Below are 14,847 nucleotides of genomic sequence, written 5' to 3'. Positions count from 1 at the left end.
TCTTGGTTAGGAGATGAACCATGTCTCGCGTCACCCTACAGACTCTTGAATCGGCCCCGCAAGAAGCCCGTCCGTTCCTGCAGAACGCCCTGAACAACTCGGGTTTCATTCCCAATCTGTTGGCTGTTCTGGCCAATGCGCCGGCTGCCCTGGAAACCTATGTCACCGTCTCCGCACTCAATGGCAAGGCCAGTCTCGGCCTGGCCGAGCGCGAGGTGATTCAGCTGATTGCTGCCACCACCCATGGCTGCAGTTTCTGCGTGGCAGGCCATACGGCGGTGGCCCAGAACAAGGCCAGGTTACCGGCCGAGGTGGTCGAGGCGCTGCGTGCCCGTGGCGAGTTGCCCAATGCCCGTTACGAGGCCCTGGCCGCCTTCACCCGAGCGGTGATCGCCACTCGTGGCAACGTCAGCGATGCCGAGTACCAGGCGTTCAAGGAGGCGGGATTCGAAGAGGGCCAGGCGCTGGAGGTGATCCTCGGCGTGAGCCTGGCGACCCTGTGCAACTTTGCCAACAGTTTTGCCCACACGCCGCTCAACCCCGAGCTTGCGCGCTATCGCTGGGAACAGGCCGAGGCCTGAGAACCGGCCTTGAAGGAGACCGACCGCATGCTCGATCACTCGTTGCGCCAATGGCTGGACGCTCAGGCCGATGCACTCGACCGGGGCCAGCTCGACGGCGAAACCCTGCTCGACCAACTGGCCGCCGCCGATGTACTGCGCCACGGTATCGCACCCGAGCTGGGCGGTGCCGGTGGCGACGTGACCGATGGCGTCGAAGCCATCGCCCAGGTCGCCAGCCACTCGCTGACCGCCGCGTTCGTCCTCTGGGGCCAGCGCGCCTTTATCGAGTACTTGCTGCAGAGCGACAACGTCGGTCTGCGCGAACGCCTGCTGGGTGATCTGCTCGGCGGGCGCAAGGCCGGCGCCACCGGCCTGTCCAACGCCATGAAGTTTCTTTCCGGTATCGAGCAACTGGGCGTGGTGGCCCAGGCGCAAGGCGATGGCTGGCGACTGGGCGGCCAATTGCCGTGGGTCACCAACCTGCGCAAGAGTGGTTTCACGGTGGCCGCCGCCATCGACCTGCCGGGCGCGCAGCCCTTCGTGGCGGCGCTGCCGGATGACTTGCCGGGACTGGTGCGCAGCGACGACCTGCAACTGCTGGGCCTGCAATCGAGCAACACCGCTGCGATTCGTATCGAAGGTGCAACACTCGGCCGAGATTGGCTGATCGCCGCCGATGCGCGCAGTTACCTGCCGCGTGTGCGCCCGGCCTTCCTCGGGTTGCAGTGTGGGCTGTCGATTGGCCTGGCGCGGCGCTCCCTGGCGGAAGCCAAGGCGCGGCTGGGCGATGGCCGCTCGGTGCTGGAAGGCGAGTGGCAGGTGCTCGAAGGCGAACTGAAAGGGCTTGAGCGCGCGCTACGCGATGGTTTGAAACACGGCCATTTCGCCGCCGGCCCGGTGCCGCTGTTCAAGATCCGTATCGGTCTGGCCCAGGTGGCGGCCGAGGCGGTGCAACTGGAGCTGCAGGCCAGCGGCGGCAAGGCCTACCTGCAGGTGCATGGCAGCGGTTTTGCCCGGCGTCTGCGTGAGTCGGCCTTCGTGCCGGTGGTCACGCCGAGCCTGGTGCAGTTGCGCAGTGAACTGCGCAAGCACGGCGAGCTGGCGGCATGAGCGTCCTGCACGCGCGTGACATCAGCCTGGGCTACGCCCAGCGCAGCGTGCTGGAAGGTTTCCAGCTGGAGCTGCGTGCCGGCGAGCTGGTCAGCATTCTTGGCCCCAGCGGGGTGGGCAAGTCCAGCCTGCTGCGCGTGCTGGCAGGCTTGCAGGCGGCGCAGCAGGGCAGGGTGGAGTTGTTCGGCGAGGCGCTGAACGGGCCGCACCCACGGGTGGCGGTGGCCTTTCAGGATCCGTCGCTGCTGCCCTGGTTGAGCCTGGAGCAGAACGTCGGCTTCGGCCTGGATTTCGCCCGTCAACCGAGCCGCACCGGTGCACAGCGTCAGGCGCTGATCGACCAGGCGATTGCTGCAGTGGATCTTTCCCACGCCCGCGAGCGCTACCCCAGCGAACTCTCCGGCGGCATGGCCCAGCGCACCGCGCTAGCCCGCTGCCTGGCCCGCGAGCCGCACGTACTGCTGCTCGACGAACCCTTCGGCGCACTGGACGAAGTGACCCGCGCCGACATGCAACAGCTACTGTTGAACCTGATCCGCGAGCGGCAGACCGCTGCCGTGCTGATCACCCATGACATCGATGAAGCGCTGCTGCTGTCCGATCGTATCCTGCTACTGGGTGGCACCCCGGCGCACACGCTCGATCAGTGGCACATCGACCTGCCGCAGCCACGCGCTGACCTGGTCGATGAGCTTGGCGCCCTGCGCGTCGACATCCTCAAAACCCTACGGCGGGCGAGCCGCAACAACGGACATTCAATCGAACCGCTGGAGCCCTGCCATGTGCCTGGACGATCCCACTCATACTCGTCGTGACTTCATCAAACTGACTGGCCTGCTCACCGCAGCCGGTGCCTTCCCACTATTGACCAGCCTGCAGGCGCGTGCCGTCAGCGAGCCGGACGCGCCTGTGCGCATCGGCTACCTGCCGATCACCGACGCCACGCCCTTGCTGGTGGCACATAACAACGGCCTGTTCGAGGCCGAGGGCATCCAGTCCGAGCGTCCGGTATTGCTGCGCAGCTGGGCGCAGGTAATCGAGGCGTTCATCTCCGGCCAGGTCAACGTCATCCACCTGCTGTCGCCGATGACCGTTTGGGCGCGCTACGGCAGCAAGGTGCCGGCCAAGGTGGTGGCATGGAACCACGTCGGTGGTTCGGGTCTGACCGTGGCGCCGGGCATCGAGGATGTGAAGCAGCTCGGCGGGCAATCCATCGCCATTCCGTTCTGGTACTCGATCCACAACGTGGTGGTGCAACAACTGCTGCGCGACAGCGGTCTGACCCCGGTGAGCAAGGCGGCCAACGCCAGCATCGCCGCCAACGAGGTCAACCTGGTGGTGCTGCCGCCCTCGGACATGCCGCCGGCCCTGGCCAGCAAGCGCATCGCCGGCTACATCGTCGCCGAACCGTTCAATGCCCTGGCCGAGAACCTCAAGGTCGGGCGCATCCAGCGTTTTACCGGCGATGTGTGGCGCAACCATGCCTGCTGCGTGGTGTTCATGCACGAGCACGACCTGAACAACCGCCCCGAGTGGTCGCAAAAGGTGGTCAACGCCATCGTCAAGGCGCAACTGTGGACGCGCGACAACCGCGCGGAGGCGGCTCAGCTGCTGTCCAAGGACGGTGCCAATCGCTACACGCCCCATACACCGGACGTGCTCGGCCGGGTGCTGGCGCCGGCTGCCAGCGAACGTGACGCCTACCTGGCCAGCGGCGCGATCCAGCATGGGGACTGGGCCGACAAGCGTATTGACTTCCAGCCGTATCCCTTTCCCAGCTACACCGAGGAACTGGTCAAGCGCCTGAAGAACACCCTGATCGAAGGCAACAGCCGCTTCCTCGCCGATCTCGACCCGGCTGCCACGGCGCGCGATCTGGTGGACGATCGCTTCGTACGCACCGCCATCGAAGCCGTCGGCGGGCTCAAGGCCTTCGGTGCGCCTTCGAGCTTCGAGCGCGTCGAGGAGATCGCGGTGTGAGCACCTCGCTGAAAAGCTGGGGGCTCGGCCTGGCCGGGCTGCTCGGTCTGTTCCTGCTGTGGTGGTTGCTGCTGGCGCTGTTCAGCAGTGGCGAAGGCCTGGTGGCGTTGTTCACGCCCCAGGCCACGCTGGCCAGCCTGGTCGAACTGCTGCAGCGGCCGGAGCTGTTCGAGCACGTGCTGGTCAGCCTCAAGCGCATCTTCATCGGCCTTGGCCTGGCGCTGCTGATCGGCGTGCCGCTGGGGTTGCTGGTGGGCAGTTGGCGCAACCTGGAGTGGGCGACCACGCCGGCCTTCCAGTTCCTGCGCATGATTTCGCCGCTGTCGTGGATGCCGATTGCCGTGATGGTGATGGGCGTTGGCGACCAGCCGATCTACTTCCTGCTGGCCTTCGCCGCCGTGTGGCCGATCCTGCTCAACACCGCCGCCGGGGTGAAGGCGCTGGATGCGCGCTGGCTGCAGCTGGCACGCAGCCTAAGCGCCACGCGTTGGGAAACCCTGCGTCGAGTGATCGTGCCCGGTGTGCTCGGTCATGTGCTCACCGGCGTGCGCCTGGCCATCGGCATTCTATGGATCGTGCTGGTGCCGTGCGAGATGCTCGGTGTCAGCGCCGGTCTTGGCTACTACATCCTCGATACCCGTGACCGCCTGGCCTATTCGGAGCTGATGGCCATGGTGTTGCTGATCGGCGTGCTGGGTTTCTGCCTCGACACCGCGGCACGTTCGCTGTATGCGCGCTGGAGTCATGGCGCGAGTCGCTGATGGGTCATATGAATATGACTAATCGGTATTTAAATTAATTTTCTTATACCTATAAAGTTCAAATCCATGCGTACCTGCCGACCAATCGGCGCGCCGCACTGAACACATGGCCGAACCCTCGGCCGGTCAAAGTGATGCGCCGATTGGCGCCTTTGCATGGAGTTTTCTATGTCGGCAGTAGCCCATACCACCACCGCGGCGTCGGCACAGTCATTCGAAGTTCGCCCCTTCGATGCGCCCGTTGGCGCCGAGATCATCGGTCTGGATCTGACCCGGCCGCTCGGCGATGAAGACTTCGCCCGTGTCCATCGCGCCCATCTGGATCATGGCCTGCTGGTGTTTCGTGACCAGCGCATCACCCCCGAGCAGCAGATTGCTTTCAGCCGCCGCTTCGGCCCGCTGCAGATCCATGTGCTCAAGCAGTTCCTGCTGGCCGATCACCCGGAAATCTTCATCATCTCCAACATCGTCGAGAACGGTCAGCCCATCGGCCTGGGTGATGCCGGCAAGTTCTGGCACTCGGACCTGTCCTACAAGGAGTTCCCCAGCCTCGGCTCCATGCTGCTGGCCCAGGAGCTGCCGGAAGAGGGCGGCGACACGCTGTTCGCCAGCCAGCAACTGGCCTATGAAACCCTGCCAGCCGAATTGCGCCAGGCCATCGAAGGCAAGCGCGCCGCGCATTCCTACACCGCGCGCTATGCCGATGAGGTATTCGCCGGCATTCGCCGCCCGACCCTGACCGAGGCGCAGCTGGCCGAGGTCAAGTCGGTCGTTCACCCGGTGGTGCGCACCCACCCGGAAACCGGGCGCAAGGGCCTGTTCGTCAACGAGAACTTCACCACCCACATTCTCGATATTCCCGAGGATGAAAGCCGGCAGATTCTCGCCGAACTCTATGCCCACAGCGCCAGACCCGAGTTCATCTACCGCCACCAGTGGCAACCACACGACATGGTGTTCTGGGACAACCGTGCGCTGATCCACCTGGCCACTGGTTGCCCGAGTCACCTGCGCCGACGCATGCACCGCACGACCATCCAGGGCGACGTGCCGTTCTGAAAGGCCGCAACACCGTTATGTCCCTTTCCGCCTGCATCCGAATGGAGTCACACCATGTCTCTAGGCAAACGTTTTTCCTTCATTCCGCGTTTTGGCCGGCTGGCCAGCGCTACCGGGCTTTCTCTGAGCCTGCTGGCAGGCTCGCTGGCGGCGCCTCAGGCCGCCCATGCCGAGGGGCAGATTCGCATCGCCGAACAGTTCGGCATCGTCTACCTGTTGCTCAACGTCGTACGTGATCAGCAGTTGATCGAGAAGCACGGCAAGGCCGATGGCCTGGACATCAAGGTCGATTGGCAGCAGCTCTCTGGCGGCGCGGCGATCAACGATGCGCTGCTGTCCGGCGCCATCGACATTGCCGGTGCCGGCATTGGTCCATTGCTCACCGTCTGGGATCGCACCCACGGCAAGCAGAACGTCAAGGGCGTGGCTTCGCTGGGCAACTTCCCGTACTACCTGCTGAGCAACAATCCCAAGGTCAAGACCATCGCCGACTTCACCGAGAAGGATCGTATCGCCGTACCGGCGGTGGGCGTTTCGGTGCAATCGCGCTTCCTCCAGTACGCCGCCGCCAAGCAGTGGGGCGACAAGGCGTTCGACCGCCTCGACAAGTACACCGTGGCGTTGCCGCACCCGGATGCCACCGCCTCGCTGTTGTCCGGCGGTACCGAGTTGACCGGGCATTTCTCCAACCCGCCGTTCCAGAACCAGGCCTTGGAGAACCCCAACGTGCACGTGGTGCTCGATACCTACGAGTTGCTCGGTCCGAACTCGCCGACCGTGCTTTATGCCACCGAGAAATTCCGCAACGACAACCCCAAGACCTACAAGGCCTTCGTCGCCGCGCTGGCCGAAGCAGCCCAGTTCGCCCAGAACGACAAGGGTGCGGCAGCAGACACCTACATCCGCGTCACCGGCGCCAAGATCAGTCGCGAGGATCTGCTGAAGATCATCGACAACGAGCAATTCCAGTTCACCGTCACCCCCACCAACACCTACCCACTGGCGGAGTTCCTGCAGCGCGTCGGTGCCATCAAAAACAAACCGGCCAGTTGGCAGGACTACTTCTTCGAAGACGCCGCCATCGGTCAGGGAAGCTGATAACCCATGAATGCCCCTCTGCAAGGCCACACGGCCAGCACGCCAACCGCAGGCGCCTTCGACACTCTGTTGCAGGTGGAGAAGGTCAGCCTCGAATATCGCACCCCGCAGCGCGTAGTACGCGCCACCCACGAAGTCAGTTTCGAGGTGGATCGCGCCGATCGTTTCGTGCTGCTCGGCCCCTCCGGCTGCGGTAAGTCCACCTTGCTCAAGGCGGTGGCCGGTTTCATCGAACCGGTCGCCGGCAATATCCGCCTCGATGGCGCCGAGGTGCGCGAACCGGGCCCGGATCGCATCGTGGTGTTCCAGGAGTTCGACCAGTTGCCGCCGTGGAAGACGGTGAAGCAGAACGTCATGTTCCCGCTGCTGGCTTCACGAACCCTGGGCCGTAAGGAAGCCGAAGAGCGCGCCCTGCATTACCTGGAGAAGGTTGGCCTGGCCGCTTTCGCCGATGCCTACCCGCACACCCTGTCCGGCGGCATGAAGGCCCGTGTGGCGATTGCCCGTGCGCTGGCCATGCAGCCGAAGATCCTGTTGATGGACGAACCCTTCGCTGCTCTGGACGCACTGACCCGCCGCAAGATGCAGGAAGAGCTGCTGGAGCTGTGGGAGGAGGTGCGTTTCACCCTGCTGTTCGTCACCCACTCCATCGAGGAAGCGCTGATCGTCGGCAACCGCATCCTGCTGCTGTCGCCGCACCCAGGTCGTGTCCGTGCGGAGATCAACAGCCACCAGTTCGACCTGCACAGCCTCGGTGGCGTGGCTTTCCAGCAGACCGCGCAGCGTATCCACCGCTTGTTGTTCGACGAGGACGGCGAGGGCGGCAAGGCCGCCGAGCTGGGCTTCCAAGACATCCGTATCGCCTACTGAGGAGAGTGATCCCATGAGTCTTTCCCCCGCACGGCGTGAGGAATACGAAATTACCCTGCAGCCGCTGCCTGATCTCAAGGTCGAGCGTGAGCTGCCCCTGGTGCAGCGCCTGTGGCAGCAGGGCTGGCTGCGCAAGTCGCTGATCCTGGTTGTCCTGGCGCTGATCTGGGAGGCGGCTGCCCGCTACCAGGCCAACGACCTGCTGCTACCCAGCTTCCTGCAGACGGCCAAGGCCTTCGTCGAGGGCATCGGCACCGGTGAGCTGCTGGAGAAGGTGGCGATCTCGCTGTCGGTACTGATCAAGGGCTACCTGATCGGCATCGTTCTGGCCTTTCTGCTCACCAGCCTGGCGGTCTCGACCCAGCTCGGCCGTGACCTGCTGTCGACGCTGACCTCGATGTTCAATCCGCTGCCGGCCATCGCCCTGTTGCCCCTGTCGCTGCTGTGGTTCGGCCTGGGCGAGAACAGCTTGATCTTCGTGCTGGTGCATTCGGTGCTCTGGGCGCTGGCCCTGAATACCTATGCGGGATTTCTTGGTGTTTCCGAGACCCAGCGCATGGCCGGGCGCAACTACGGCCTCAAGGGGCTGCGCTTCGTGTTGTTCATCCTGATTCCGGCGGCGCTGCCGTCGATCCTTTCCGGGCTGAAGATCGGCTGGGCTTTCGCCTGGCGCACGTTGATCGCCGCCGAGCTGGTGTTCGGTGCGTCCAGCGGCAAGGGCGGCCTGGGCTGGTACATCTTCCAGAACCGCAACGAGCTTTACACCGACAAGGTCTTCGCCGGGTTGGTGGCAGTGATCCTGATCGGCCTGTTGGTGGAGAACCTGATCTTCGCCAGCATCGAACGCGTGACCGTCAAGCGCTGGGGGATGCAGCGCTGAAAGCGATTTATCACTCCGTAGGGTGGGCTTTAGCCCACCAATTGGACGCACCGTTGGTGGGCTGAAGCCCACCCTACAAGCCTGAAGCGGATCGCCGTCCGGCCCACCCTACATGCTGTTTTCACAACACAATTGAACTCACATAACGAGAACTACACGATGACCAATACCTTCAAATTCGGCCGACTGGCCGCCGCGCTGGGCTTGCTCGGTGCCCTGACAACTCCGCTGGCCGCTCAGGCCGAAGGCCAGATCAGCATCGCTCAGCAGTTCGGTATCGGCTATCTGGTGCTGCACGTGGTCAAGGATCAGCAACTGATCGAGAAACACGCCAAGGCTCAGGGGCTGGACAAGATCGAAGTCGAATGGCGCACCATCTCCGGCGCCACGGCGATGAACGAGGCGCTCTTGGCCGGTGCCATCGACGTGGTCTCGGCCGGTGTGCCGCCGATGCTCACCGTGTGGGATCGCACCCATGGCCGGCAGAACGTCAAGGCCGTGGCCGCGCTGGGCTCGCTGCCCAACTACCTGCTGAGCAATCGCGAGGAGGTAAAGACCCTGGATGACCTCGGCGAGAAGGATCGCATCGCGGTGCCGGCTGCCGGCGTCGGCTTCCAGTCGCGCACCCTGCAGATCGAGACCGCCAAGCTGTACGGCAACGCCGACTTCCAGCGTTTCGACAAGATCTCCGTCAGCCTGCCACACCCGGATGCCACCGCGGCGCTGATCAAGGGCGGCTCGGAAATCACCGCGCATTTCTCCAGCCCGCCGTTCCAGTATCAGGCGCTGGAGAACCCCAAGGTGCACAAGCTGATCAGCAGCTACGACATCCTCGGCGGCCAGGCCACGTTCAACGTGCTCTACGCCACCGAGAAATTCCACGACGAGAACCCCAAGACCTACAAGGCGTTCTACGACGCGCTGGTGGAAGCCGAGCAGATCATCAAGGCTGACAAGGCCGCGGCTGCCGAAATCTACATCCGCGTGGAGAACTCCAAGCTGCCGCTGGACTTCGTGAAAAAGATCATCGAAGACCCGGAGAACGACTTCACCGTATCGCCGCAGCGCACCTTCATCTATGCCGAGAAGCTGCATGAGTTGGGTGTACTGAAGAACAAGGCCGCGTCCTGGAAGGATTATTTCTTCGAGGAAGCCCACACCAATCCGGGTAGTTGATCGAAGCCGCACGCTGCGGCAGTTGACTACAGCGTGCGGTCGAGCAGGAACTTGCTGAGGAACTGCCGCGTGCGCTCATGCTGGGGCGCGGTGAACAGGGTCTTGGCCGGGCCCTGTTCGACGATGCGTCCCTGGTCGATGAAGATCGCCCGATCCGCTACATCGCGGGCGAAAGCCATTTCATGGGTAACGATGACCATGGTGCGCTTTTCTTCGGCGAGATCGCGGATGGTGGTCAGCACTTCGCCTACCAGCTCCGGGTCGAGTGCCGAGGTGGGTTCGTCGAAGAGGATCACCTGCGGGCGCATGGCCAGGGCGCGGGCGATGGCCACGCGTTGCTGCTGACCGCCGGACAGGCGCTTGGGGTAGGCGTCTTCCTTGCCGCTCAAACCCACCTTGGCGAGCAGGGCATAGGCGTGGGCCAGTGCCTGTTCGCGCGGCTCCTTCTTCACCTGTATCGGGCCTTCGATGACGTTTTCCAGCGCGGTGCGGTGCGGGAACAGGTTGAAGTTCTGAAACACGAAGCCGGCGTGCTGGCGCAGCTGGCGAATCAGTTTCTGCTGACTCTTCAGCGGCCGGTCGGCGTCGATATGGATATCGCCAATGGTGATCTGGCCGCCGCTGGGCTGCTCCAGCAGGTTGAGGCAGCGCAGCAGGGTGGTCTTGCCCGAGCCGCTGGGGCCAATGATGGCGACCACTTCCCCGGCGGCGACGTCCAGGTCGATACCCTTGAGCACTTCGTTGCTGCCGAAGGCTTTTCGCAGATTGCGCACGGAAATCATCAGTTGTCCTGCTCGTGCCGGTTGACCCTGGCTTCCAGGCGCGCCTGGAAGTGCGCGAGGATGCTGGCCAGCGCCCAGTAGATCAGCGCGGCCGCCAGGTACATGGTGAAAATCTCGAAGGTGCGCGCGGTGATCAACTGCGCCTGACGGAACAGTTCCGGCACCTGAATGGTGGCGGCCAGGGCAGTGTCCTTGACCAGCGAAATGAAGCTGTTGCCCAGTGGCGGCAGGGCGGTGCGTGCGGCCTGCGGGAGAATGGCCCGGTACAGCGTCTGCGTCTTGCTCATGCCGATGCTGGCGGCGGCTTCCCACTGGCCACGGTCGATGGAGGCAATGGCGGCGCGGAGAATCTCGGAGGTATAGGCGGCCATGTTCAGCGAGAAACCGATCAGCGCGGCCGGCAGCGGATCGAGCTGGATGCCCAGTTGCGGCAGGCCGTAGTAGATCAGAAACAGCTGCACCAGCAGTGGCGTGCCGCGAAAGAAGGACACGTACAGGCGGGTGAGCCAGCGCAGCGGCGCCGGCCCGTACAGACGGCCAACTGCCAGGCCGAAGCCCAGCAGCAGGCCGAAGAACATGCCGCCCAGGCTGAGTACGACGGTGTAGTAGGCGCCTTTGAGGAGAAAAGGCGCAGACTCCAGAGCCAACTGCAGGGCGGACTCGATCATCGGGTGACGTCAGCCTTGAACCATTTCTCGGAAAGTTGCTTGAGGGTGCCGTCGGCACTCAGTTTGGCCAGCGCCTGGTCGATGGCGGCGAGCAGTTCAGGGTTGCCCTTGCGCAGGGCGATTCCGGCCTCCTGGCGGGAGAAAGCGTCGCCGGCCACGGCCAGGCGACCACCGGTTTTCTCGACCATCTCGAACGCCGCCAGGCGATCCACCAGGATCACGTCGATACGACCGACGTTGAGATCCTGGAACTTGGTCGGATCGTCGTCGTAGGTGCGGATGTCGGCTTTCGGCACGTTGTCCTTGAGCCACTGTTCGTAGTTGGTGCCGAGGCCCACGCCGACTTTCTTGCCGGCCAGATCCTGCGCGCTCTTGATGCTGTCGCCGTCAGCCTTGCGGGTCAGCGCCTGGATGCCGGAGATGGTGTAGGGCGTGGAGAAGTCGTATTTCTTCTTGCGCTCGTCGGAGATGGTTACCTGATTGATCACCACATCCAGACGCTTGGATTCCAGCGCGGCGAGGATGCCGTCCCACTTGGTCGGCTGGAACTCGGCCTTGACCCCCAGCTCCTTGGCCAGCGCTTCGGCCAGTTCGACTTCGAAGCCGGTCAGCTTGCCGTTCTCATCCTGATAGTTGAAGGGCGGGTAGGTGCCTTCGAGGCCGACCTTGATGGTGCCACGGGCCTTGATGTCATCGAGCAGGTCAGCGGCAAAGCTCGGTGCGCTGAAGCTGGCGCCCAGCATGAGGGCCAGGCTACCGAAGAGAAAATGACGACGCAGATTGGAGAATTTCATGGTGACCTCATGCAAGTGGGAAGGTGGCGCCACTCTAGGTGGAAATTCTTATGCCTCTAAATAATTAAAAAATTATTCAAATATTCACTTTTGTTTGTAGGCGAAGAGTGCCGGCGAGCCGCCCGTGTGCAGGAACAGCAGCGGCCCATTGCCAGAAAAGGCACCTCGCTTGAGCCCATCTAGCAAGCCAGCGAAGGCTTTGGCAGTGTAGACCGGGTCGAGCAGGATCGCTTCCAGGCTCGCCAGCAGGCGGATTGCGTCCAGGCCGGCGGCGTTGGCCTCGCCGTAACGTGGTGCGAAATAGGTGTCCCATAGTTCTGGTCGCGTTCCGGGCGGCACGTCTACGCCAAGCAGCTCGGCCGTGCGCTGTAGCAGGCTTTCCACCTTGGGGCGCTGCGCGGCTTCGCTGCGCGAAACGGTCACGCCGATCACACGGGTGCCGGGGTGCACTGTTCCCAGCGCCAACGCCAGGCCTGCGTGGGTGCCGGCGCTGCCGGAGGCCAGCACCACGGCGGCGAAGTCCTGGCCGCTGGCGCTGATCTGTTCGGCCAGCTCCAGCCCGCCGCGCACGTAGCCGAGCGCGCCGAGTGCATTGGAACCGCCAATCGGCACCAGGTAGGGACGTCGCCCGGCAGCGCTGAGGCGTTGGCAGGCGTCCTCCAGCAGCTGGTCGGCGTTGTCCAGGCTGGCGACGTTTTCCACCTCGGCACCGAACAGGTCGAGCAACAGGCGATTGCCGTTGCTCAGATAGTCGTCGCTGCGGCTATCGATGGGGTTCTCCAGCAGGGCCAGGCAGCCCAGCCCGAGTTGCGCGGCAACCGCTGCGGTCTGCCGCACGTGGTTGGACTGGATGGCGCCAGCAGTGACCAGCACGTCGGCGCCCTTGGCCTGCGCATCGGCGGCAAGGTACTCCAGCTTGCGCGCCTTGTTACCGCCGAGTGCCAGGGGAGTGAGGTCATCGCGCTTTATCCAGATATCCCGCCCCAGATGCAGGGACAGGCGTGGCAGGCGTTGCAGGGCGGTTGCTTGGGGAACCAGTGGCAGGCGGGGGAAGCGGGCGAGGGCGACGGTGAGCATGGGAGCCTCCTGGGAGCGAAGGCTATTGACTCTAGGTGGGAGAAGGCTGAGCTCACAAGCGCAAGCGGAAGATTATTTTGGGTATAAGAAAATAATTAATAATTATTTTATGGAATAAAAAATTATTCGTACTGTCGCGCTCAGCCCGCCACATCCGTCGGGCATCTGCCAAAACGCGCCGGACTGTCGATCCAGCCGGTGCCACAGACCGAGAACAAGGACACCATGAAGAAGACCCTGCTGTTGAGCGCCCTGGCCGCTGCCCTGACTGCCTCCCTGGCCCACGCTGGCGAAAAGCTGAGCGTTGCCGTCACGCCGGTGCCGCATGCCGAAATCCTCGAATTGATCAAGCCCGAGTTGGCCAAGCAAGGCGTGGATCTGGATATCAAGGTCTTCACCGACTACGTTCAACCCAACCTGCAGGTGAGCCAGAAGAATCTGGACGCCAACTACTTCCAGACCAAGCCGTACCTGGACACCTTCAATGCACAGCGTGGCACCGAACTGGTGATCGTGCAGGGCGTGCACGTCGAACCCTTCGGCGCCTATTCGACCAAGTACAAGTCGCTCGACGAACTGCCGGACGGCGCCACCATCGCCATTCCCAACGAAGTCAGCACCAGCGGCCGTGCGCTGCTCCTGCTGCAGAAGGCCGGCCTGCTGACCCTCAAGGATCCCAACAGCGCCCAGGCATTGCCGCGCGACATCGCCGATAACCCACGCAACTTCAAGTTCCGTGAGCTGGAAGCGGCTACCGTGCCACGCGTGCTCAATCAGGTCGACCTGGCGCTGATCAACACCAACTACGCCTTGGAAGCCAAGCTCAATCCCAAGCGCGATGCGTTGCTGATCGAAGGCAGCGACTCGCCTTACGTCAACTACCTGGTGGCCCGCCCGGACAACAAGGACAGCGAGGCGATCAAGAAACTCTCTGCTGCGCTGACCAGTCCGGAGGTGAAGGCCTTCATCGAGAAACGTTACGAAGGTGCGGTGTTGCCGGCTTTCTAACCCGATACATCCGGCTGATGCCAATCACTACGTAGGGTGCGCCGTGCGCACCGAGAGGCCACCGTCACAGGTGCGCCCGGCAGGTGATCCTGCAACCCCCTACAGAGTGGCTGATCGGTATTGACCATTCGGTAGCTCTTTCTGTGTCGCAGCTGCCCACCGTAGATCACGGTAGTAAACCTGTACCAACGGGTTTGCGTTTACGCCGAGCCGGCTTAGCCGACTCGGCGTTCTTTTTTTGCGCGCCTGGATCTGGGCGCTGCCGGGCAATTCACCGTGCCCATGGCTCACAGACTGAAGTAATTGCTACAGGCACCGCGGATATTGTCGTGGTAGTCGAAGCGCTGGACGATCTTGTTCTGATCGATGTCCATCATCACCGAGCAACTGTAATGACGCGTGCGCGTTGAATATTCGTTGTAGCGGTACCAGCCGCCCGGCCCTGGCGCGATGTAACTGGACGAAAGCTCTTCCCAGCTGCGATTCCAATTGTCGAACCATAGATACTGCTGGCGACCGTCGCCGAGATCCTTGATCACGTGTGGTTCACCATACTGGGCGATGGCCTCGGAGGCAGGCTTGCCGGGCCAGGAGTTCTTCGCCATCAGCCCGGGGATATTGGGAATGGCCCGCTCCATGGGACTGCCGACACAACCGGCCAGCATCAGGCTGGCGAGTATCGGCAGAGCGTAAAGCGTCTTGATCGACATGGAACCTCCTTGTGCGCGATTGCGGCGTGAGTGAAGCCTCCGACGCTAGCGCAGCCGATCAGCCGGCAGAACCCTGGCGAAGAAGGCGAGCGCCAATAATGGGACGAATTTATCGTTGTGCGGCCATGGCCCGACAAACAGCAGCTTGCTGTGGTGGAGGTTGTAGGAGTGGCTTCAGCCACGAAAAAGCTCGCGGCTGAAGCCGCTCCCACGGAGATGGGTAGGGTGCGCTGTGCGCACCGCATGGATCGCCGATTGTGGTGGAGGTTGTAGGAGTGGTTTCAGCCACGAAAAGGCTCGCGGCTGAAGCC

16 protein-coding genes are annotated in these 14,847 nt (G+C 63.2%); 11 read left to right on the top strand and 5 right to left on the bottom strand.

Translation table 11 applies throughout. The features are described 5' to 3' along the window. The first annotated feature begins 20 nt into the window (after positions 1–20). The 10 genes from C7A17_RS25520 (at position 21) to C7A17_RS25475 (ending at position 9,497) form a co-directional block, all read left to right on the top strand. Complete coding sequence (locus tag C7A17_RS25520; RefSeq protein WP_106742116.1) at positions 21–581, top strand: carboxymuconolactone decarboxylase family protein; 561 nt, start codon at positions 21–23, stop codon at positions 579–581. A 27-nt stretch (positions 582–608) separates the two neighbouring features. Beyond that, positions 609–1,673, top strand: coding sequence for an acyl-CoA dehydrogenase family protein (locus C7A17_RS25515; RefSeq protein ID WP_106742114.1), 1,065 nt, complete (start codon positions 609–611; stop codon positions 1,671–1,673). Further along, the gene (locus C7A17_RS25510) at positions 1,670–2,488 is read left to right on the top strand and encodes an ABC transporter ATP-binding protein (protein ID WP_106742112.1); all 819 of its coding nucleotides are present in this window, start codon (positions 1,670–1,672) and stop codon (positions 2,486–2,488) included. Before C7A17_RS25515 ends, C7A17_RS25510 begins: the two co-directional genes overlap by 4 nt. Then, positions 2,454–3,653: an ABC transporter substrate-binding protein gene (locus C7A17_RS25505; protein ID WP_106742110.1), complete on the top strand. Its 1,200-nt coding sequence runs from the start codon at positions 2,454–2,456 to the stop codon at positions 3,651–3,653. Before C7A17_RS25510 ends, C7A17_RS25505 begins: the two co-directional genes overlap by 35 nt. After that, positions 3,650–4,414: an ABC transporter permease gene (locus C7A17_RS25500; protein WP_106742107.1), complete on the top strand. Its 765-nt coding sequence runs from the start codon at positions 3,650–3,652 to the stop codon at positions 4,412–4,414. The genes C7A17_RS25505 and C7A17_RS25500 overlap by 4 nt, the downstream gene beginning before the upstream one ends. Before the next feature lie 168 nt (positions 4,415–4,582). Then, a complete protein-coding gene (locus C7A17_RS25495) occupies positions 4,583–5,473 on the top strand; it encodes a TauD/TfdA dioxygenase family protein (protein WP_106742105.1) in 891 nt (296 codons plus the stop codon). Positions 5,474–5,527: 54 nt separating this feature from the next. Then, positions 5,528–6,571 (top strand): ABC transporter substrate-binding protein, encoded by a 1,044-nt coding sequence (locus tag C7A17_RS25490; RefSeq protein WP_106742102.1) that lies wholly within the window; start codon positions 5,528–5,530, stop codon positions 6,569–6,571. Positions 6,572–6,577: 6 nt separating this feature from the next. Further along, the gene (locus tag C7A17_RS25485) at positions 6,578–7,441 is read left to right on the top strand and encodes an ABC transporter ATP-binding protein (RefSeq protein WP_106742100.1); all 864 of its coding nucleotides are present in this window, start codon (positions 6,578–6,580) and stop codon (positions 7,439–7,441) included. 13 nt (positions 7,442–7,454) lie between these two features. Next, positions 7,455–8,321 carry an ABC transporter permease gene (locus tag C7A17_RS25480; protein ID WP_106742098.1) on the top strand — a complete coding sequence of 289 codons (867 nt, stop codon included), beginning with the start codon at positions 7,455–7,457 and terminating at the stop codon, positions 8,319–8,321. Positions 8,322–8,480: 159 nt separating this feature from the next. Next, entirely contained in the window at positions 8,481–9,497 is a 1,017-nt protein-coding gene (locus tag C7A17_RS25475; RefSeq protein WP_106742095.1) for an ABC transporter substrate-binding protein, read from the top strand. 26 nt (positions 9,498–9,523) lie between these two features. Here C7A17_RS25475 and tcyN read toward each other — a convergent pair whose 3' ends face one another. The 4 genes from tcyN to C7A17_RS25455 all read right to left on the bottom strand — a co-directional run bounded on the left by tcyN (position 9,524) and on the right by C7A17_RS25455 (position 12,818). Beyond that, the gene (tcyN, locus tag C7A17_RS25470; RefSeq protein ID WP_106742092.1) at positions 9,524–10,279 is read right to left on the bottom strand and encodes an L-cystine ABC transporter ATP-binding protein TcyN; all 756 of its coding nucleotides are present in this window, start codon (positions 10,277–10,279) and stop codon (positions 9,524–9,526) included. Beyond that, a complete protein-coding gene (gene tcyL / locus C7A17_RS25465; RefSeq protein ID WP_106742089.1) occupies positions 10,279–10,947 on the bottom strand; it encodes a cystine ABC transporter permease in 669 nt (222 codons plus the stop codon). The genes tcyN and tcyL overlap by 1 nt, the downstream gene beginning before the upstream one ends. Next, entirely contained in the window at positions 10,944–11,741 is a 798-nt protein-coding gene (gene tcyJ / locus C7A17_RS25460) for a cystine ABC transporter substrate-binding protein (protein ID WP_106742086.1), read from the bottom strand. The genes tcyL and tcyJ overlap by 4 nt, the downstream gene beginning before the upstream one ends. Before the next feature lie 84 nt (positions 11,742–11,825). Further along, on the bottom strand, positions 11,826–12,818 hold the full coding sequence (locus C7A17_RS25455; RefSeq protein ID WP_106742084.1) for a D-cysteine desulfhydrase: 993 nt from the start codon (positions 12,816–12,818) through the stop codon (positions 11,826–11,828). 225 nt (positions 12,819–13,043) lie between these two features. Here C7A17_RS25455 and C7A17_RS25450 point away from each other — a divergent pair, with 225 nt between their 5' ends. After that, positions 13,044–13,826 carry a MetQ/NlpA family ABC transporter substrate-binding protein gene (locus tag C7A17_RS25450; RefSeq protein WP_106743183.1) on the top strand — a complete coding sequence of 261 codons (783 nt, stop codon included), beginning with the start codon at positions 13,044–13,046 and terminating at the stop codon, positions 13,824–13,826. A gap of 287 nt (positions 13,827–14,113) precedes the next feature. Here C7A17_RS25450 and C7A17_RS25445 read toward each other — a convergent pair whose 3' ends face one another. After that, entirely contained in the window at positions 14,114–14,536 is a 423-nt protein-coding gene (locus C7A17_RS25445) for a hypothetical protein (RefSeq protein ID WP_106742081.1), read from the bottom strand. Between the last annotated feature and the right edge of the window lie 311 nt (positions 14,537–14,847).

This window comes from Pseudomonas mendocina, from assembly GCF_003008615.1.
Classification (GTDB): Bacteria; Pseudomonadota; Gammaproteobacteria; order Pseudomonadales; family Pseudomonadaceae; genus Aquipseudomonas; species Aquipseudomonas mendocina_C.
This window is presented reverse-complemented; position numbering and strand designations above follow the sequence as displayed.

Bases quoted from the DNA above. Each gene is read 5' to 3' on its own strand.
- C7A17_RS25520 (WP_106742116.1), top strand. From the start codon at position 21: ATGTCTCGCGTCACCCTACAGACTCTTGAATCGGCCCCGCAAGAAGCC.
- C7A17_RS25515 (WP_106742114.1), top strand. From the start codon at position 609: ATGCTCGATCACTCGTTGCGCCAATGGCTGGACGCTCAGGCCGATGCA.
- C7A17_RS25510 (WP_106742112.1), top strand. From the start codon at position 1,670: ATGAGCGTCCTGCACGCGCGTGACATCAGCCTGGGCTACGCCCAGCGC.
- C7A17_RS25505 (WP_106742110.1), top strand. From the start codon at position 2,454: ATGTGCCTGGACGATCCCACTCATACTCGTCGTGACTTCATCAAACTG.
- C7A17_RS25495 (WP_106742105.1), top strand. From the start codon at position 4,583: ATGTCGGCAGTAGCCCATACCACCACCGCGGCGTCGGCACAGTCATTC.
- C7A17_RS25490 (WP_106742102.1), top strand. From the start codon at position 5,528: ATGTCTCTAGGCAAACGTTTTTCCTTCATTCCGCGTTTTGGCCGGCTG.
- C7A17_RS25485 (WP_106742100.1), top strand. From the start codon at position 6,578: ATGAATGCCCCTCTGCAAGGCCACACGGCCAGCACGCCAACCGCAGGC.
- C7A17_RS25480 (WP_106742098.1), top strand. From the start codon at position 7,455: ATGAGTCTTTCCCCCGCACGGCGTGAGGAATACGAAATTACCCTGCAG.
- C7A17_RS25475 (WP_106742095.1), top strand. From the start codon at position 8,481: ATGACCAATACCTTCAAATTCGGCCGACTGGCCGCCGCGCTGGGCTTG.
- tcyN (WP_106742092.1), bottom strand. From the start codon at position 10,279: ATGATTTCCGTGCGCAATCTGCGAAAAGCCTTCGGCAGCAACGAAGTG.
- tcyL (WP_106742089.1), bottom strand. From the start codon at position 10,947: ATGATCGAGTCCGCCCTGCAGTTGGCTCTGGAGTCTGCGCCTTTTCTC.
- tcyJ (WP_106742086.1), bottom strand. From the start codon at position 11,741: ATGAAATTCTCCAATCTGCGTCGTCATTTTCTCTTCGGTAGCCTGGCC.
- C7A17_RS25455 (WP_106742084.1), bottom strand. From the start codon at position 12,818: ATGCTCACCGTCGCCCTCGCCCGCTTCCCCCGCCTGCCACTGGTTCCC.
- C7A17_RS25450 (WP_106743183.1), top strand. From the start codon at position 13,044: ATGAAGAAGACCCTGCTGTTGAGCGCCCTGGCCGCTGCCCTGACTGCC.
- C7A17_RS25445 (WP_106742081.1), bottom strand. From the start codon at position 14,536: ATGTCGATCAAGACGCTTTACGCTCTGCCGATACTCGCCAGCCTGATG.